General features: G+C 53.3%; 18 protein-coding genes. 9 read left to right on the top strand and 9 right to left on the bottom strand.

What is annotated here, in order from left to right; genetic code table 11:
- Positions 1-29: 29 nt before the first annotated feature.
- From WA318_RS13920 to WA318_RS13885, 8 genes are all read right to left on the bottom strand, one after another.
- A complete protein-coding gene (locus tag WA318_RS13920) occupies positions 30-881 on the bottom strand; it encodes a tetratricopeptide repeat protein (protein ID WP_336082020.1) in 852 nt (283 codons plus the stop codon).
- Positions 882-1050: 169 nt separating this feature from the next.
- Positions 1051-1824: a hypothetical protein gene (locus WA318_RS13915; protein WP_336082018.1), complete on the bottom strand. Its 774-nt coding sequence runs from the start codon at positions 1822-1824 to the stop codon at positions 1051-1053.
- 12 nt (positions 1825-1836) lie between these two features.
- A complete protein-coding gene (locus WA318_RS13910; protein WP_336082016.1) occupies positions 1837-3261 on the bottom strand; it encodes an aldehyde dehydrogenase family protein in 1425 nt (474 codons plus the stop codon).
- Positions 3262-3331: 70 nt separating this feature from the next.
- Positions 3332-4063 (bottom strand): MBL fold metallo-hydrolase, encoded by a 732-nt coding sequence (locus tag WA318_RS13905; protein WP_336082013.1) that lies wholly within the window; start codon positions 4061-4063, stop codon positions 3332-3334.
- On the bottom strand, positions 4063-5178 hold the full coding sequence (locus tag WA318_RS13900) for an ABC transporter ATP-binding protein (protein WP_336082011.1): 1116 nt from the start codon (positions 5176-5178) through the stop codon (positions 4063-4065). The genes WA318_RS13905 and WA318_RS13900 overlap by 1 nt, the downstream gene beginning before the upstream one ends.
- On the bottom strand, positions 5175-5966 hold the full coding sequence (locus WA318_RS13895; RefSeq protein WP_336082009.1) for an ABC transporter permease: 792 nt from the start codon (positions 5964-5966) through the stop codon (positions 5175-5177). The genes WA318_RS13900 and WA318_RS13895 overlap by 4 nt, the downstream gene beginning before the upstream one ends.
- Before the next feature lies 1 nt (position 5967).
- Positions 5968-6831 (bottom strand): ABC transporter permease, encoded by an 864-nt coding sequence (locus WA318_RS13890; RefSeq protein ID WP_114098538.1) that lies wholly within the window; start codon positions 6829-6831, stop codon positions 5968-5970.
- 158 nt (positions 6832-6989) lie between these two features.
- Positions 6990-8078 carry an ABC transporter substrate-binding protein gene (locus tag WA318_RS13885; protein WP_336082005.1) on the bottom strand — a complete coding sequence of 363 codons (1089 nt, stop codon included), beginning with the start codon at positions 8076-8078 and terminating at the stop codon, positions 6990-6992.
- 142 nt (positions 8079-8220) lie between these two features.
- On the opposite strand from WA318_RS13885, the gene WA318_RS13880 reads away from it, so the two are divergent.
- The 9 genes from WA318_RS13880 to WA318_RS13840 all read left to right on the top strand — a co-directional run bounded on the left by WA318_RS13880 (position 8221) and on the right by WA318_RS13840 (position 16867).
- Positions 8221-8841: a TetR/AcrR family transcriptional regulator gene (locus WA318_RS13880; protein WP_336082003.1), complete on the top strand. Its 621-nt coding sequence runs from the start codon at positions 8221-8223 to the stop codon at positions 8839-8841.
- A 171-nt stretch (positions 8842-9012) separates the two neighbouring features.
- Positions 9013-9588, top strand: coding sequence for a YdeI/OmpD-associated family protein (locus WA318_RS13875; protein WP_336081999.1), 576 nt, complete (start codon positions 9013-9015; stop codon positions 9586-9588).
- Positions 9589-9807: 219 nt separating this feature from the next.
- Positions 9808-10803 carry a helix-turn-helix transcriptional regulator gene (locus WA318_RS13870; RefSeq protein ID WP_336081997.1) on the top strand — a complete coding sequence of 332 codons (996 nt, stop codon included), beginning with the start codon at positions 9808-9810 and terminating at the stop codon, positions 10801-10803.
- 143 nt (positions 10804-10946) lie between these two features.
- Entirely contained in the window at positions 10947-11795 is an 849-nt protein-coding gene (locus tag WA318_RS13865) for an AAA family ATPase (protein WP_114098543.1), read from the top strand.
- Positions 11796-11800: 5 nt separating this feature from the next.
- Complete coding sequence (locus WA318_RS13860) at positions 11801-12988, top strand: vWA domain-containing protein (RefSeq protein WP_114098544.1); 1188 nt, start codon at positions 11801-11803, stop codon at positions 12986-12988.
- A 137-nt stretch (positions 12989-13125) separates the two neighbouring features.
- Positions 13126-14175, top strand: coding sequence for a glycerophosphodiester phosphodiesterase (gene glpQ / locus WA318_RS13855; protein WP_336081993.1), 1050 nt, complete (start codon positions 13126-13128; stop codon positions 14173-14175).
- A gap of 108 nt (positions 14176-14283) precedes the next feature.
- Positions 14284-14886 carry an NAD(P)H:quinone oxidoreductase gene (gene wrbA / locus WA318_RS13850; RefSeq protein ID WP_114098546.1) on the top strand — a complete coding sequence of 201 codons (603 nt, stop codon included), beginning with the start codon at positions 14284-14286 and terminating at the stop codon, positions 14884-14886.
- A 182-nt stretch (positions 14887-15068) separates the two neighbouring features.
- Complete coding sequence (locus WA318_RS13845) at positions 15069-15932, top strand: pirin family protein (protein WP_336081989.1); 864 nt, start codon at positions 15069-15071, stop codon at positions 15930-15932.
- A gap of 176 nt (positions 15933-16108) precedes the next feature.
- The gene (locus WA318_RS13840) at positions 16109-16867 is read left to right on the top strand and encodes a substrate-binding periplasmic protein (protein WP_336081987.1); all 759 of its coding nucleotides are present in this window, start codon (positions 16109-16111) and stop codon (positions 16865-16867) included.
- 76 nt (positions 16868-16943) lie between these two features.
- Here the strand turns inward: WA318_RS13840 and WA318_RS13835 are convergent, their stop codons facing one another.
- Complete coding sequence (locus WA318_RS13835; protein ID WP_336081985.1) at positions 16944-17939, bottom strand: TapB family protein; 996 nt, start codon at positions 17937-17939, stop codon at positions 16944-16946.
- Positions 17940-17982: the final 43 nt, after the last annotated feature.

Raw genomic sequence — 17982 nt, 5'->3', positions numbered from 1 at the left:
GCCCGCATCGTTTGCGGGCGTTTTTTGTTTCAGATATCTGTGAGATCGTAAGGGGCAAGGGCGGCGCGTGCCATCAGCGCACTGGCGGCATCAGTTCCCTTGCGTTTGTCATCGGGCATTTTTGCCAGATCATCGGCAAGGCTGCGGGTGATATCGAGTTCATCAAGATCAGAGCATACCTCCATCACGCGCGCCCAGATCGCATCATGATCCATCCCGCCCATGACGGTCAGGGCAATGGCCCGGTTCAGGGTGGCTTCGATATGGTCGGGATCCTGCGACAGGATTTGTTCGAAAGCTTCAAAGGCTGCGATCAGATGGCCTTCGCGCAGATTGATCACGCCCAGATCATTCGATGCGGCAAGCGACGAAGGATCAATCCGAAGCAACTGTTCAACCGCTCGCCTTTCGCCTTCAATATCGTCATTGGCGCGATAACAGGCTGCCATCAGGCGATGGATGGTTTGCGAACCCGGACGGTGATGGGCGGCGGTCTGAAGTGATGACAGGGCCGTTTCGCTGCGATCAAGTTCCAGCAAAGCCTGCGCACGCAGCGTCAGCAGCGCAGCATCGGTCGGTTTGGTTCGCAGAACAATATCGACATGATTGAGTGCGCTGCGCGCATCGCCATTTTGCAACAGGGCGCGTGCAATGTGATAGAGGCAGTCGGCATTGTCCCCATCAGATTGCAGCACCGTGCGATATTCGCCAAGAGCTTCGGTAATCCAACCTTTTTCGTGAAGGGCGCGCGCCAGACCAAAGCGGGCCTCAAGATTATCCATATCTTCGCCAAGGGCTTGACGCAGCATATTGATGGCGGCATCAAACTGTCGCCTTTTCAGTGCTGCAAGCCCCATATCTGCAAAGGACATTGCATTCATAACCGGTTTCCCAATCCATTCCTGATCCGTTGCCCGGATCTTTAGATTTATCGATCAACGATAGGATTATAAGGTCCGGGACGGGCATTGCCAGCCCTATGTCACCAGCCTTATGTCATAAGTGGTGATTGATTGCGGGCGATGCTTTGGAAATGTCGCGAAACCGCGATCATCGGTTCACAAATGCACGATGGATTTCTGTTTTCGTGGCCTGTGCCCAATCCACAACAAGATCAAAATTGGACTGTCGCGTCAGATCTGAATAGGGACCGTCATAACGGGTATCGTTTGACGGCGCGTATCCGGGCAGCATTTCGGTTGGTGGCAGGCGGAAGTCAAAGCCGTAGGAAACCGAAAGGAATTGATGGTCGCGGGCGATCTGAAATGTCGCAAAAAACATCGTGTCGGGATGCACTATTTTGCGATCGGCAAGATAGCTTGATGCTTGTTTGAAGTGTGGTGGTGTCAGATTGTCAAACCGGCTGACCAGTTCTTCAAGGACAAGGCAACCGGTTTCCGATGGGGCAGATGGCGCTATTTCCCTGAAGAACAGGGCGTTGGAGTTTCGCGCACACCATTTTTCAGTGCCGGGATGGTAATCCGCGCCGTCATTGAGCGAAACTGTCAGAAAGATCAGGCCATCAAGGGTGTGGTCCTGCCCGATCCGGGCAAGAACAGCTTTGCCAAGGGGGTATGGGCCATCAGCGTCAAAGGTTTTGACACCGGCAAGTATCCAGTTCCCCTTTGGCAACATGACCTGACCGTGTGGCGTTTCAATTTGCTGAACCATCACTGTCCCGATGGGGGGATTGTCCTTAAACAGGCTTTCGGCAAAGGCCGAAAATGACATCAAGAGACCCGTTAAAAACACCAGCAACAGTTTGATCATCGGTTTCCCCGCAATGGTCGTGCCGGGGGCATTGATATGCCGCCCGTCACGCATGCATGAATTCGCTTATGGTTTATGTAGCATCTTGATTTCCATGAAATCTTCAAGGCCAAACAGGCCGCCTTCGCGCCCGATACCCGATTGTTTATAGCCACCAAACGGGCTTCCGGGACGCGGGAAGGCACCATTGATGCGGATCATGCCAGCACGCAATTTTCGGGCAACGCGATCGGCCTTTGCGGCATCCGGGGTCTGGATATAGGCCGCCAGCCCATAGGGCGTGTCATTGGCGATCTTGATCGCTTCTTCTTCGGTGTCGAACGGGATCATGGCGACAACCGGGCCAAAGATTTCCTCACGCGCGATGCGCATCGTGTTGTTCACATCGGCAAAGATGGTCGGCTTGGTGTAATAGCCTTCATTGATCCCGTCAGGTCTGCCAACTCCGCCAGCCAAAATGGTCGCACCTTCATTGATGCCCGCCTGAATAAGGGTTTGTACCCTTTCAAACTGAATATGGCTGACCAGCGGGCCGATATGATTGCCTTCCAGGGACGGATCGCCGACCTTTGCGGCTTCGCCAACGCGTTTTGCAACCTTGAGGGCCTCGTCATAGATGGATCGCTGAACAAGCATCCGGGTCGGTGCGTCGCAGGTCTGGCCGGTATTGTTAAAGACATCAAGGACGCTAAATGTGATGCGGTCTTCGACATCAACATCGTCAAACACGATATTTGGCGATTTGCCACCAAGTTCCAGCGTGACGCGCTTGATGTTTTCCGCGGCATCGCGCGTAATCGCCTTGCCCGCGCGGGTCGATCCGGTAAAGGACATCATCGAAATATCGGGATGCTGCGAAAGGGTGGCACCGGCAACCGGGCCTGCGCCTTGCACAAGGTTGAATGCCCCGGCCGGGAATCCCGCCTCGTGGATCATTTCGGCATAAAGGGTGGCATTAAGCGGGGTGAATTCGGACGGTTTAAGCACACAGGTGCAGCCGGTTGCCAGGGCCGGAATGACCTTGAGCACGATCTGGTTGATCGGCCAGTTCCATGGCGTGATCAGACCGCACACGCCTATCGGTTCGCGCAACAACGTTTCACCATTATGCAGGGTTTCTTCAAGCTTCAGATCGCGCAGCACATGAATGAAATCTTCAAGATGGGCGGTACCGGCATCGGCCTGCTGTTCGCGGGCCATGGTGATCGGCGCGCCAAGCTCCATGCTGATGGTTCGGGCGACTTCCTCGTAGCGGCGCTTGTAGATCGCAAGCAGGTTTTCAAGCCAGCCAAGGCGCTGATCAATCGTCGTCTGGCTATAGGTTGAAAAGGCACGCTTGGCCGCGGCAACTGCAAGGTCGACATCTTCTTCGCTGGCCAGCGTGATCCGGGTGATGACTTCTTCGGTGGCCGGATTGATGACATCCATTTTCTGGGACGAGATCGGATCAACCCATTTGCCATTGATGTAAAATTTGCCTGCGTTTTCCATTAAGGAAGCCTTCCTGATCATATGGTGGTGACTGGTCGGGTTATGTGTTCCCGACGCTGAGTGCCTGAATTCAGGTCCGTTCCCTCAGCCAGTTTTTGATAATCTCGCGGTGGCGTTCGCCGCTGTAACTGGCAAAATGTCCGCCATGGACGATCTGGACCGGCAAATCATAAAGCCGCTCCATTGATCGCACGTAATCCTTTGCATTTGCATGATAAGTGTCTTCGATCAAAGGTCCATCATAAACAATATCGCCAGAAAACAGAATGCCGGTGGCCGCTTCCCAAAGGGCGATGCCGCCCGGCGAGTGACCCGGTGTGTGAATGACCTCAAAATGCCGGTCGCCAAGATCAATCACATCGCCATCCTCGACAATCCGGGTTGCCGGTGCCGCCTTGACCGCATAGGTGGTTGATGAATATGGCAGCGGCGGCAGTTTGGTGAAAATCTCGTCGGTGACATAGGGATCGGCCAGCGTGTTTTTGCGGGTTGGTGCAGCCAAAAGGTCGGCCTCACAGCGGTGGCAAATCCGGTGATCAAATTCGTGGTGGCAACCGATATGGTCAAAATGGGTGTGACTGGCAACCGCCTGAACCGGGCGTTCGGTTACCAGCGGGACCCACTCGGTCAGTGACACCACGCCCATACCGCTATCGACAAGCATGTCACCGTCGCGTCCGCGCACATGCCAGATATTGCAGCGATAAAACTCCTCGATAAACGGTTCGCTGATATTGGTGACATCATCGCCGACGGTTTTCGTGCTGTACCAGTCTTCGGGTTTTGCATGATCAAGGGGCATTATGCGGCGTCCTCTTGCGCTGTGGCGGCGGGATGACCGGGCAGGATTACCACCGATGCGGGATCAATGGTCAGATCAACCCATGCGCCCGGTTCGATGATGGCCGATTGCGGCATATGGGCGGTGATCACCATATTCGGATAATCCAGCGGGCTCAGATGGGCACGATGATGGGTGCCGAAAAACGATCCGTCTTCAACCTTGGCCTTGCCCAGCGTGATGCGCGGGCCGGTCCCCGTGCTGGCACGAAAATGTTCCGGGCGAATGGCAAGGGTGATCTTTTGCCCGGGCTTAAGGGCCTGATCACCAAGCGCCGCGTTCGGCAAGGTGACCGCACCAAGCACCGTCTTGACCGAAATGCTTTCATTGCCAGCGGCCTCAAGTGTGCCGGGGATAAAGTTGACTTCACCCATGAAGCTTGCCGAAAACAGGGTTCTGGGCCGCATATAGATATCTTCCGGGCGACCGACATCTTCGATCTTGCCAGCATTCATCACCACAATCCGGTCGGCAATTGCCATGGCTTCTTCCTGATCGTGGGTGACATGAACGAATGTGGTGCCAACACGTTTCTGGATCGCCTTGAGTTCATCCTGCATCTGACGGCGCAGTTTCAGATCAAGCGCACCAAGCGGTTCATCAAGCAACAAGACATCAGGTTCGACGGCAAGCGCGCGGGCAAGGGCAACACGCTGGCGCTGACCACCGGAAAGTTCATGGGGCTTCTTGCCTGCTGATGCCTTAAGCCCGACCATATCAAGAAGTTCCTCGGCTTTTGTCTGGCGTTCGCGCTTTGCGACATTGCGCATCTTGAGGCCGAACGCGACATTGTCGCGCAGGGTCATGTGCGGAAACAGGGCATAGTCCTGAAACATCGTGGTGGTCGGGCGTCTGGCGGGTGGAACATCGCCCATATCGCGCCCGGCGATTTCTATCACCCCCTTGGTTGGTGACAGGAACCCGCCCAGAAGGGACAGCAAAGTGGTTTTGCCACAGCCCGATGGGCCAAGCAGGACAATGAATTCGCCAGCGGCGATTTCAAGGCTGACATCATTAAGGGCGGTAAAATCGCCAAAGGTTTTCGTTGCATTGCGAATGGATACAGGGGCGGTCATTTCTTTGCCGTCCTTCTAAAGACAATCAGTTCAAGAATAAGCAGCAGCGCAACCGATACCAGAAAGACAACGCTTCCGACCGCGTTGGTTTTCGGGTTCAGACCTGAACGCAGCATGCTCCAGATTTCGACAGGCAGGGTGACGTCAAAGCGCGACAGCAAAAATGCGATGATGAATTCATCCCAACTGAACGTGACCGACAGGAAGAATGCGGCAAGGATCGATGGCATCAGCATCGGGGCGGAAACTTGCGTCATGACTTGCCATTCGGCGGCACCAAGATCTCGCGCGGCGCGTTCGATGTTCTTTTGATGGTCGCCCATGGATGCATAAATGATCGCAAAGCATAGCGGCAAGTTGATCACCACATGCCCGATCCCCACCGTCCAGAGTGACAGGGAAATCCCCACCCAGTTAAAGGTCGAAAGCAGGCCAAGGGCAATGATCAGATAACTTACCGTCATCGGGGCGACCAGAAGCCCGCGCTGCAAGCGCGATGCCGGAAGCATATAACGTGCAAGACCATAAGCCGCACAGAAACCAAGCACACAGGCAACCAGCGACGATCCGATGGCAACCATCAATGAATTGCCAAGGGCAGACATCAGGCGACTATCGGCAAAGACCTCGCCATACCATTTAAGGGTCGCACCGTTAAAGGGCGGGACGGGCAGGCGGCCATCCTGAAAGGAAAACAGGACAAGGACCGCTACAGGTAAAAAGATAAAGCCATACAGCGCGATCAGATAAGACCAGGACAGCAGTTTGGAAAAGCGTGAAGAGATCATTTTATGTTCTCTCCATCTTGAGCCAGCGCGCGCAGGCAATATAGGCCAGTGTCACAACCGCCATCAGAATGATCGAAAGCGTTGCTGCCATCGGGAAGTCGGCCCGGCGACCAAGTTGCAGCATGATGACCTGTGGCAGCGCCAGTTCGTTATTGCCGCCCAGGATTTGGGGCGTGATATAATCCCCGATGCACAGAACAAATGTCAGAAACGCCCCGACCATGATACCGGGCAGGGTCAGCGGCAAGACCACATGCCAGAACACCTGAAACCCGTTGGCACCAAGATCGGCTGCGGCACGGCGATAGTTTGGCGGCATCTGCACAAGATTGGCATAGATCGTCAGGGTCAAAAGCATGACAAAGAAATGCACAAATCCAATCACGGTGGCGGTGCGTGTACTTGCCAGTTCAAGCGGTTCGGCAATCAGGCCGATATGAAGAAGCGTGTTATTGATCACGCCGTTCTTGGCCAGAACCAGAAGCCATGAATAGGACCGCACGACATAGCTGGTCCAGAATGGCAGGATCGCCATGATCAGTGCCATGCGCTGCCATTTTTGCGGGACACGCTCGGCAATGATCCATGCCAGCGGATAGGCCAGAACGACCGAGATGATGGTGACGGTGAATGTGATCTCAAGCGAGACGAAAAGCCCCTTAAGCAGATGGGCTTTTTCAAAAAACGTGATGTAATTGTCCAGATTGAACGCCATGACGATTTCGCGGCCCTTGCGGGTGGCAAGGCTGATCGCGGCCATGACGATGAACGGAATCACGAAAAACGCGATGGTCCACAGCAAGGCAGGGGTCACAAATCCCCATGCGCGGCGGTTTTCGCGTGTTTCAAGGGTGGCTTGGGCCATCACGGTGTCCTTTGCTAGCAACGTATCGGGCAATGGATCCGGTTGCTATTTTGGGTGTCGTGGAGGGTTTGGTCGCCGTTGTGGCAAGCTTAGCGCAAGTCGGAACCATTGCCCCGCAAAAAGCGGGGCAATGGCAGGTGGCAATAAGCAAGGGAAGCTTACTGCTGGAGCATCTCGACCCAGGCATCCTGCATCTGGGCATCCAGATCGGCATCCGGGATCGGATAAAGCTGCGAGTTTTGAAGGTATCCCGCCTGATCATCCCATCGCAGGGCAGCTTTTTGCGCATCGGTCAAATTTGCCCCTGCCTTGGCATTGGCGGGCATTCCCCAGTAACAGGACGAGGTCGCAAGACGTGCCTGTCCTTCGGGGCTCAGGATGTATTGAACGAATTTAAGCGCAAGGTCGGGCTTGGCGGACTCTTTCATCACGCCAATCGACTGGGCCCAGCGCAGACCGCCCTGTTTGGGGATGACCCAATCAAGGTTCGGTTTGTCCTCGGACAGAACCGCCGTGATCCATTCACCACCACCAACAAGAATATCGACCTCACCCGTGGCCAGAGCCGTTTGCGAGGAGACAACTTCACCAACCTGCTTGGAAACCTTCTTCATCGCAAACAGCTTGTCCTTGATGGCGTCCATATCGTCCGCACCAAGATCAGCCGTATCGATACCAAGTCCCAGTCCGACAAGACCGATCACCGGCAGGTAATAATCATAAATGGCAATGCGTCCGGCATATTTGTCCGACCAGATCACCGACATGTCTTCCATGTCCTTGGGATCAACCTTGGTCTTGTCGAACGAAATGGTGTTGTAGCCGAACTTTTCAGTGACGGCATAGATCTTGCCATCCACCACATTGTTTTCCGCCATCACGACTTCGGGGAAGATATCAGACGTCGGCAGGGCATCTGCCGGAATTTCCGCCAGAAGATCCATTTCAACAGCGCGATGAACATCAACGCCGTCAATCACAAACACGTCCCAGTCCCCCGGACGCGATTGTTCGATGATCGAAAGGCCCGCACCGGTCCCTTCATATTCCTTGAGATTGACTTTGACGTCGTATTTCTTTTCGAACGGCTCGATCAATGCCGGATCGGTGTGATCACACCAGACAAGCGCGTTCAATTCTTCGGTCGCCTGTGCGCCCTGGCCAAATGCAACAGCAGTCAGCAAGAAGGTCGCAGCACCACCCAAAAGCTTATTGCGGGTCTTCCCCGTGGAAACGTGACGAAACATAGGCTCTCCCTGATTTCATATTGAGGCCTCCCTTTTCTTGGGTAAATCGGCACTCATTGCGGTGCCGTTGAAAAAATATTGAACGCGTTCATTTTTTGAGTCAATGTAATTTTTGAACCCGTTCAGTTTTATCGGAGTAACGATGCCAAGTCTGCGCGCCCAGAAAAAAGCCGATAAAAACCGCCGAATTCTTGAGGCGGCGACAACCCTGTTTCGCAAGGTCGGTTATGACAGCGCACGCATAGAGGACATTGCCGAAATGGCCGGTGTGTCGGTCGGAACGTTCTATAATTACTATAAAAACAAGGGCGACATGCTGATGGCAACCGTCTCGATGGAGGTCGAGGAAGTGCTGGCAGCAGGTGACGTAATCATCGCCAAAAAGCATGATCAGGTTGCCAATGCCCTGTTTGAACTGATCGGAAAATATTACGACCACTCACTGACATATCTGTCCAAGGAAATGTGGCGCACGGCGATGTCCCTATCAATCGCGCAGCCCGAAACACCGTTTTCCAAACGCTATACGGCCCTTGATCACCGGCTTTCAAAACAGGTCTGCGATCTTTTCCGTGCGTTGCAGGATCGCGGGATTGTACGCAAGGATGTCGATTGCAGCGCGATTGGCGAATTGGTCTTTAACAATGTGAACATGATGTTCATCGAGTTCGTCAAGGACGAGGACATGGATGTTGACGGCCTCAAGGATCAGGTCGCACGCCAGAATATCCCGCTTGCCCATCTGGTGTCACAAACCGGCTAGGACCGGGGGTTTCCGCATCACAGACATAAGTCCGAATATATCGATATTCTAAAGTCGTCAGCAGATTGGCAGGAGCCGTTTATGGCCTGCTATTATTTATGGTTGTGTTCGCACCGTGATGTTATGACTTTTAATCCTTAGGGTTGAAACATGTGAACGGAGCCGAAAATAATGAGCTCACCGGCAGATGGTTATTTCAAGAAGGACGAAAACTGGCCGCTTGAGACCGCCCGCCTTCGCGAAATCCTTTTGGGATGTGACCTTGAAGAAGACCTGAAATGGGCCAAGCCTTGCTATACCCATGATGGCAAGAACATCGCGATCATTCAGGGGATGAAGGATTTTCTGGCCCTGATGTTCTTCAAGGGGGCACTGATGGATGATCCGGCAAATATTCTGGTTCCGCCCGGTCCCAATTCAAATTCCGGTCGTCAGATCCGCTTTACCAGTGTTGATGAAGTTTCCGGATGCGAGAACAGCATCAAATCTTATATCGCAGCGGCCATCAAAATCGAGCAAGCAGGCCTGAAGGTCGAAAAAAGCAGCGAGATCGATTTGCCTGCTGAATTGCTTTCCCGGCTTGAACAGGATAGCGCGTTAAAAGCAGCGTTCGAAGCTCTGACGCCGGGACGTCAACGCGGTTACGGTCTTTACATCGGTGGGGCCAAACAATCTGCGACACGTATGGCCCGGATCGACAAATACCGTCCCAAAATCCTTGAAGGCAAGGGCATTCACGACCGCTAGGGCGAGGCCGTTGTCACCGGACAGCTTGGAAACGTCGTTCCAATGGCTTGCCCATTTACGGCCAAAGTCCTAGGCTGTCATGATTATAAGCCATTGTTACAAGGAACAAATAAGGGTTCAGGGTGTTGGGGCACCGATGAAGCCAAGGACACCTTACCGGCCATCAGTCAAAAAAATCGACGGTGGATAGTATGAGCAAACTGTCAGGAACAAGCAGTTATGAGCGACCTTCGGAAAGGCGCGGGAGATGCGTTTGATATTCTTTCAAACGATGACCGCGTAGAAGGCATTGGCGAGCTCAGGCTTGCCGACGGGGATTTGTTTGAATTACCCGGTGTCAGCGGACGTCTTGAACGGATCGATTTTGGCAATGGTATCTGTTTGCACCGCGCAGAACTGAATGTCCGTGAAGATTCCATATTTGATGTGCAAAATGCCCTGACGCCGGGTTGGGTGGCAGGGTCGGTGAATATTCTAGGCAATCTTGATTTCAATAGTCCGGATGGTCGTCAACACATGATGTCACCCGAGATCGGTTTGATGATGCGGGTTGATGTGGCTGGGACGCGCTATTTTCTTCCGGCCGGGCAGTTGATCCGTCACGCTGGTGTAACCATCAAGCTCGATGCGCTTCGGCAACGGTTTGGTCATGAGTTACCGGATGCACTTGCTCCGTTTCTGTCTGATGAACAGAGCGTGATCGAAATCCGGCCACTTGTCCTTAACAGCAAGATCAGAAGCATCGTAAGCGCCATGTTCTCGGCACAGATGACGGGGATCGGGCACAAGTTCAAACTGGAAGGGTTGTCTACCCTGTTTCTGGCCGAGATGATAGATGCCTATTGTCTTGTTTGCGAAGATGCCGAAAGGGCACCCGAACCAAGTGTTCTTGAGAAGACGGTGATTGAGGACGCAATCGCCAAAATCACCGACGATCTGGCTTCACCGCTGGCAGTAGCGCAGTTGGCAGATGTGGCTGGTATGGCCGAAAGTCGCCTGAACACCCTGTTCAAGCGTGAGACGGGCAAAAGCTGTGCCGACTTTATTCGATCCCAAAGGATGGAACGCGCACAGGAACTGCTGGCATCTGGTGAATTCACCGTCAAGCAGGTTGCCGCAGCGGTTGGTTTTAGCCATGTCAGCAACTTTTCAAGATCATACCGGGACTGGTATGGGGAAAGCCCCGCACAGGCGCTTAGTCGCAATAGCGCGTGATTGCGACGGGCAAACAGTTGATGCGATTGCATTCTTGGATGGTTGTTGCCTGTTGGTGCAAGGGAAGGTCGGTTTGGCCTCTTGCCCAAATTTCTTCAACGCCCTAGGTTAACGCAAACGTCAACTTATGTTGCAGGGCAAAAATGAAGTTTCAGGGTACGGAGAATTACGTCGCAACCGAAGATCTGATGGTGGCTGTTAATGCCGCGATCACGTTGCAGCGTCCGCTTTTGGTCAAGGGGGAACCCGGAACCGGCAAAACCGTTCTGGCCGAAGAAATCGCCAAATCCCTTGGCAAAAAACTGATTACATGGTCGATCAAATCGACCACCCGCGCCCAGCAGGGGCTGTATGAATATGATGCGGTGTCGCGTCTGCGCGATAGTCAGCTGGGTGACGAGCGTGTCCATGACATTGGCAATTACATCGTCAAGGGCAAGCTGTGGGAAGCATTCGAGGCCGAAGAAGATGCGCCGGTTCTTCTGATTGACGAGATCGACAAGGCAGATATCGAATTCCCCAACGATCTGTTGCAGGAACTCGATCGCATGGAATTCTTTGTCTATGAGACGCAGGAAACCATCAAGGCAACCAACCGGCCGATCGTCATCATCACATCAAATAATGAAAAGGAATTGCCCGACGCGTTTTTGCGCCGCTGTTTCTTCCATTACATCCGTTTCCCCGATGCCGATACCATGGCCGAAATCATCGAGGTCCATTATCCCGGTATCCAGAAACGTCTGGTCGCCGAGGCCTTGAACCTTTTCTATGACATTCGCGATGTATCCGGGCTCAAGAAGAAGCCGTCAACGTCCGAGCTTCTAGATTGGTTGAAGCTTCTGATGGCCGAGGATCTTTCACCAGAGGCCCTTCGCGCCAAGGATGCCAAAACCGCCGTGCCGCCATTGCATGGTGCGTTGCTCAAGAACGAGCAGGATGTGCACCTGTTTGAACGGCTTGCATTCATGGCGCGCCGCGAAGGGCGTTAAGCATTATGTTCACCGGCTTTTTCTATAAGCTAAAGGATATGCGCATTCCCGTTTCATTACGGGAATACCTGACGCTGCTTGAGGCGGTGGAAAAGGGGCTGGCGGGGTATTCGGTTGAGGATTTTTATTATCTGGCGCGATCCGCACTGGTGAAGGACGAACGCCACCTTGATAAGTTCGACAGGGTGTTTTCCGAACATTTCAAGGGCGTGGTCAATCTGGCCGATGGCATGGACGAGGTTGCCGAAACCGAAATCCCCGAAGAATGGTTGCGCAAGCTTGCCGAGAAATTCCTGACGGACGAGGAAAAAGCCGAAATCGAAGCGCTTGGCGGCTGGGAAAAGCTGATGGAGACGCTCAAACAGCGTCTGGAAGAACAAAAGGGCCGTCATCAGGGCGGCAATAAATGGATCGGTACGGCCGGGACATCACCGTTCGGCGCCTATGGCTATAACCCGGAAGGCGTACGCATCGGGCAGCATGAATCGCGTCATCGGCGCGCGGTCAAGGTCTGGGACAAACGCGAATTCAAGAATCTTGATGACAATGTCGAGATCGGAACGCGCAACATCAAGGTCGCACTGCGTCGTTTGCGCAAATGGGCGCGCACCGGGGCCGCCGATGAACTTGATCTGCCCGGCACCATTACGTCAACCGCACGCCAGGGGTGGCTTGATGTGCAGATGCGCCCGGAACGCCATAACGCGGTCAAGGTCTTGATGCTGTTTGATGTTGGCGGATCAATGGATGATCACATCAAGGTCTGCGAAGAACTGTTTTCGGCGGTCAAAACCGAGTTCAAGCATCTTGAATATTATTACTTCCACAATTGCCCGTACGAGGGATTGTGGAAGGACAATGCGCGGCGCTGGAACGAACAGGTTTCCACTTGGGATGTGATCAATACCTATGGGGCGGATTACAAGCTGGTGATTGTGGGCGATGCTACCATGAGCCCCTATGAAATCACCTATCCCGGTGGTGCGGTAGAGCACTGGAATCAGGAGGCCGGGGCTGTGTGGATGCAGCGCCTTGTCGATCATTTCCATCATGCCGCCTGGATCAACCCGCAACCGGAAAACTGGTGGCGGCATCACCAGTCAATCCAGATCATGCATAAGCTGATGGAAGGCCGGATGTTTCCTTTGACGCTGGATGGTCTTGATCGCATGACCGGGGAACTTAACCGCTAGGTCCGCGTTACCCAGACAGGGTAACAGTTTCATGAAGATTGTTGTCAGGTGCCCTGCGGGCATTCCTGAACCATGAAACCGCGCCTATAGTCCTGAACCCCTGCCAAAGGGGCAGCGATAAAAAAAGGAATTCTGGGATGCCGGTGAAAAAACTGATCAAATCGGGTCTGCTTGTTGTCGGGTTGCTCGTCACAAGTGCCATAAACCCTGTCCAGGCACAGGATATTCAGGCCGAAATGGTTGTGATTGCCCATCGCGGGGCATCGGGATATCTGCCTGAACATACATTGCCGGCCAAGGCGCTGGCCTATGGCATGGGCGCGGATTACATCGAACAGGATGTCGTGTTGTCCAAGGACGGGGTTCCGGTCATCCTGCATGACATTCATCTTGATACGACAACCGATGTCAGCACCAAATTCCCGGATCGCAAGCGCGAGGACGGGCGCTATTACGCAATTGATTTTACGCTTGATGAACTTAAAACCCTGACCGTTACCGAACGGTTCAAGGCCGATAGCGGCAAACAGGTTTATGAAAACCGGTTTCCCGGTGATTTCGGAATATTCAAAATTCCGACCCTTGAAGAAGAAATCAAGCTTGTCCGCGGTCTGAACCATTCAACCGGGCGCGATGTCGGGATTTATCCGGAAATCAAGGATCCCGCATTCCATCACGCCGAAGGTCAGGACATTTCCAAAGCCGTGATCTCGGTTTTGGAAAAATGGGGTTATAACAACCCGGATTCCAATTCCTTTGTTCAGTGTTTTGACTGGGCAGAAACCAAACGTATCCGCAATGATCTCCGTTATCAGGGCAAACTGGTTCAGCTTCTGGGGGAAAACCGCTGGGGGCCGCCAGAAGGCACGGATTACGATTATCTGAAATCCGGTGATGGCATCCTTGAAATGGCCAAGATCGTTGATGGTATCGGTCCATGGTTGCCTCAGGTGATTTCAGGACTGGGTGAAAATGGCAAGGCGGTGATGACCCCGACACTGATTGCTGCCCAGCGCGCCCAGTTGCTGGTGCATCCATACACGCTGCGTGCCGATCAGTTGCCGAAATGGGCAGGGGACATGAATATTGCCCTCAAGGCGATTTTCGATGACGCGGGCATTGACGGCATCTTTACCGATTTCCCCGATCAGGTTGTTCAGTTTCTGGCGCAAAACCCGGCGTCATAAGGGCGATCTTTTCGATTTTCGAAGCAGTCTGTTTCCAATCTGGTCATTATCAGGGGAACAGCAGCAAGTCATTATTGTACTTCGTCAAATTCAACCAAGGAGGTAGAAATGGCCAAGGTACTGGTTCTTTACTATTCGATGTATGGTCACATCGAAACCATGGCAAATGCGGTCGCCGAAGGCGCGCGCGGCGTTGCGGGAACGCAGGTCGATATCAAACGCGTACCTGAAATCATGCCCGAAGATGTGGCAAAGGCAGCCGGTGCCAAACTTGATCAGGCTGCCCCGATTGCAGATGTCTCCGATCTTCCGGAATATGATGCGATCATCTTTGGTGTTCCGACCCGCTTTGGCAATATGTCCGCACAGATGCGCAACTTCTTTGATCAGACCGGTGGTCTGTGGGCCAAGGGTGCGCTGATTGGCAAGATCGGTTCGGTCTTTGCATCAACCGGCACCCAGCATGGTGGTCAGGAAACGACGATCACCTCAACCCACACCACGCTTTTGCATCATGGCATGGTAATTGTTGGCGTGCCTTATAGCTGCGCAGGCCTGACCAATATGGACGAAATCACCGGTGGATCGCCTTATGGTGCTTCGACCCTTGCTGGTGCAGACGGTTCGCGTCAGCCATCCGAGAACGAGCTTGAGATCGCCCGTTTCCAGGGCAAACATGTTGCCGAACTGGCTGCCAAGCTTGCCGGTTGATCCGCAAGACATTTATCTGAATGAAGTGGCAGTATCGGGTCAAACCGGTACTGCCCTTTTTGTTGCATCTGGGTAAACAATCAGGTGCCTGATTGTGCCTTGTTTGGCGACAGTTTTATGCGAAAGTGTCAGTCATGAAATGGTATCCGGTGTAACACACCGGCAGGAAGAGGAGTTTTGAAATGACTGATGCCATCAGTAATGCACGTTCCGTTGATCGCGTTTTACGTGCCATGGATACATCGGATGGTGCGGGTGTGTCGCTTAAGCGTTCGATTGGAACGCCACAGCTTGATATGCTTGATCCCTTCCTGATGCTTGATTCCATTTCGACCGACAATGCTGACGATTACATTGCCGGTTTCCCCGAACATCCCCATCGTGGCTTTGAAACCGTGACCTATATGGTCGAGGGGGCGATGGGCCATGAAGACAGCATTGGCTCCAAGGGCGTTCTGCGATCTGGTGGCGTGCAGTGGATGACCGCAGGGTCGGGGATCATTCATTCCGAAACGCCGATGCAGGAAGACGGTCTTTTGCAGGGCTTTCAGCTCTGGATCAATTTGCCGGCCAAGGACAAGATGATTGATCCGCGCTATCAGAATATCGAAGCGCCTGATGTTCCCGAGATTGCGGTTTCCAAGGGGGCAGACCTTCGCCTTGTCGCAGGCGAGATGTTTGGCAAGACCGGTCCGATCAACGGTATTTCAACCGATCCGGTCTTTGTTGATGCCAAACTTGATGCCGGTGCCGAAGTCAGCATTCCGGTTCCGCAGGGGCATGCCGCAGTGGTTTATGTCTTTATCGGTGATGCGGTGGTGAGCGGCAAAGATGTTCCGACCCATCATCTGGCCATTTTGAAAGATGGCGATGGTGTCACGCTTAAGGGTGGCAAGAATGGTGGCCGGATGCTGGTGATTGCCGCACGTCCGATTAACGAGCAGGTGGTTCGCTATGGTCCGTTTGTTATGAGCAGCAAACAGGAACTCATGCAGGCCTTTGACGACTATCAGCGCGGAAATTTCGTGCGCAAGGCGGCGTCCTGACCAAATCGTATCAGCTATGCTTCTGGAGCATTTAAGAAGAAACACCCTGGTTCATGCGGATCAGGGTGTTTTTGTAATGCTTCCAATAAGCAGTCAATCAAGAGGCTTGTCGCCTCGGGATGGCGGCCCTATTGTCCGGGCTTTTGAGGCAAGGCAATAGAAAGGTAGCCGTCAGAATGATGAAGTCGCGGCAATGCGCGGTTATGTGGTTTTTGGTGCTGGTGGCAGGTGTTTTTGTACCCCCGGCCCATGCCGGAAACCTGCGATTTGTAACGGGTGATGCGTTTCCGCCCTTTGCTGATCGTGAAATGGATCATGGCGGCGTTGTGACCGATATTGTTCGCAAGGTGTTTGAGCGCGATGGTCATGACAGTGTCGAGATCATCTGGCGATCCTGGCTTAAGGGGTTTGAAATGACCATCGACGGGGAAGTCGATGGAACATTTCCCTATGCCTATACACGGGCTCGAAGCAAAAGCGTTCTGTTCTCAGATCCGATTACCAACCTGACGGCTTATGGGTGGTACGCGGTAAAGCGCGGATCTTTTGATGCCAATAGCGATCTGATTGGTAAAAACCTGTGTCTGCCGCTGGGGCATGCCGAACTTGGATTTACCGGAAAATTGTTTGCCAATGGCCGGGCCAAGCGCGTTTCCCCACCGGACATGAAAACATGTTTCAAACTTCTGGCAGCAGGCCGGGTTGATTGTGTCATCAGTCCGCGTCCCGAAGCTTTAAGCTCCATTCAGGCTGCCGAACTTTCCACAGATGATTTTGCCCATATCGAAGAAGGGCTTTCAAACGTGCCGCTGCATTTCATCGTTGGTAAAACCCATCCGGATGCCGAAACCATTATCAGCCTGTTCAATGCCGGTCTGAAGCAACTGCGGCAAAACGGGGAGCTTGACGCCATTCTTGATGCCGTCGAGTACTGATCCTCGGTCGAAAATGTTGCTTAAACCCGGATAAAAAGCCCCAACCCGTTAAGGATGGGGGCTTTGATATTCAGGTTTATTTCGTGACTGCTGTCTTGTCGGCAACTTCGTCCTCGATCACCCAACCGTCATTGGTGCGACAGGCAGATTTGATTTGCTGGCTGGTGCGGTTGTGGGATGAAAGTTCCTGACGATAAGTCCGGCACCAGACCCCCTTGTCGGTCTGAACGGTTTTGAGCGGAGTGACGGCAATTGTGAGCCCTGCAACTTTGGTTCTTTCCTGATCGCCGGAATTATTGCTTTCAAGTGCGGTCTGAACCGTCATGGCAAGCTGATCGCGGGCCTTTTTCGGGATCTTTGCCGGTGCCGGGCCATAAGTCAGAAGCTCTTCGCTATGATCGGTTCCCGAATTCCATGAACGGTCACGTTTGACGTAAAATCCGATTTCTGGCGCGTACCACCATTTTGTGGTCTGCATCCACCATTGTTTGTAATAGCGCGAACATTCGATGACATAGGTGTCAAAGGTGCCAGCAGGGACGTCAACCGTCTCGGTCGCGGGCACCTTGCAGGTCAGCCACTGGTCATAGCTGCTGGTTTTTCCTGTATCGGGATCAATGTTTTCCGAGACAGTCGAAATACGAACCATCTTGCCATATTCCAGCGGCCACAGGCTTTCGGAGCCTTCCTTGATGGAGGCTGATCCGGACCGCTTGCGATCTTCCTTGTCGGTATAGGACCATTCAAGATTAGGACCGGTGAAATCGGCGCTGGTCTGGAACAGATAATCACCGCCGCCATTCCAGACAAAGTTTTCGCCCTTGATATCCTCGACATAGATTGCGCGTCCGCTGTCATAGACAAAGGCATCCCCGATGCCGAAATCAGGAAGCGATGCAGGGGCAAGATCGGGGCCGGTATTCTCGGTCTTTTCGGCATACTGACCCATGCCGTCATTGAGTTCATTGAGCTTCGCGCCAAATTCATCAAGCGTTTGACACGCTCCGAGTGATGCGATGCCCAAAACGCAAGAAAGCGCCATAAGGTGGCGCTGAATAGTCGGCTTATTCATCTTCCTGATCCTGCATATTCTTTTGGTAGATTTTATGTCGCTT

The organism is Thalassospira sp. CH_XMU1448-2, assembly GCF_037027285.1.
GTDB classification, from domain to species: domain Bacteria; phylum Pseudomonadota; class Alphaproteobacteria; order Rhodospirillales; family Thalassospiraceae; genus Thalassospira; species Thalassospira profundimaris_C.
The sequence above is the reverse complement of the archived record's forward strand: the minus strand, read 5'-3'. Positions and strand labels throughout refer to the sequence as shown.

Bases quoted from the DNA above. Each gene is read 5' to 3' on its own strand.
- WA318_RS13920 (WP_336082020.1), bottom strand. From the start codon at position 881: ATGAATGCAATGTCCTTTGCAGATATGGGGCTTGCAGCACTGAAAAGG.
- WA318_RS13915 (WP_336082018.1), bottom strand. From the start codon at position 1,824: ATGCGTGACGGGCGGCATATCAATGCCCCCGGCACGACCATTGCGGGG.
- WA318_RS13910 (WP_336082016.1), bottom strand. From the start codon at position 3,261: ATGGAAAACGCAGGCAAATTTTACATCAATGGCAAATGGGTTGATCCG.
- WA318_RS13905 (WP_336082013.1), bottom strand. From the start codon at position 4,063: ATGCCCCTTGATCATGCAAAACCCGAAGACTGGTACAGCACGAAAACC.
- WA318_RS13900 (WP_336082011.1), bottom strand. From the start codon at position 5,178: ATGACCGCCCCTGTATCCATTCGCAATGCAACGAAAACCTTTGGCGAT.
- WA318_RS13895 (WP_336082009.1), bottom strand. From the start codon at position 5,966: ATGATCTCTTCACGCTTTTCCAAACTGCTGTCCTGGTCTTATCTGATC.
- WA318_RS13890 (WP_114098538.1), bottom strand. From the start codon at position 6,831: ATGGCCCAAGCCACCCTTGAAACACGCGAAAACCGCCGCGCATGGGGA.
- WA318_RS13885 (WP_336082005.1), bottom strand. From the start codon at position 8,078: ATGTTTCGTCACGTTTCCACGGGGAAGACCCGCAATAAGCTTTTGGGT.
- WA318_RS13880 (WP_336082003.1), top strand. From the start codon at position 8,221: ATGCCAAGTCTGCGCGCCCAGAAAAAAGCCGATAAAAACCGCCGAATT.
- WA318_RS13875 (WP_336081999.1), top strand. From the start codon at position 9,013: ATGAGCTCACCGGCAGATGGTTATTTCAAGAAGGACGAAAACTGGCCG.
- WA318_RS13870 (WP_336081997.1), top strand. From the start codon at position 9,808: ATGAGCGACCTTCGGAAAGGCGCGGGAGATGCGTTTGATATTCTTTCA.
- WA318_RS13865 (WP_114098543.1), top strand. From the start codon at position 10,947: ATGAAGTTTCAGGGTACGGAGAATTACGTCGCAACCGAAGATCTGATG.
- WA318_RS13860 (WP_114098544.1), top strand. From the start codon at position 11,801: ATGTTCACCGGCTTTTTCTATAAGCTAAAGGATATGCGCATTCCCGTT.
- glpQ (WP_336081993.1), top strand. From the start codon at position 13,126: ATGCCGGTGAAAAAACTGATCAAATCGGGTCTGCTTGTTGTCGGGTTG.
- wrbA (WP_114098546.1), top strand. From the start codon at position 14,284: ATGGCCAAGGTACTGGTTCTTTACTATTCGATGTATGGTCACATCGAA.
- WA318_RS13845 (WP_336081989.1), top strand. From the start codon at position 15,069: ATGACTGATGCCATCAGTAATGCACGTTCCGTTGATCGCGTTTTACGT.
- WA318_RS13840 (WP_336081987.1), top strand. From the start codon at position 16,109: ATGATGAAGTCGCGGCAATGCGCGGTTATGTGGTTTTTGGTGCTGGTG.
- WA318_RS13835 (WP_336081985.1), bottom strand. From the start codon at position 17,939: ATGAATAAGCCGACTATTCAGCGCCACCTTATGGCGCTTTCTTGCGTT.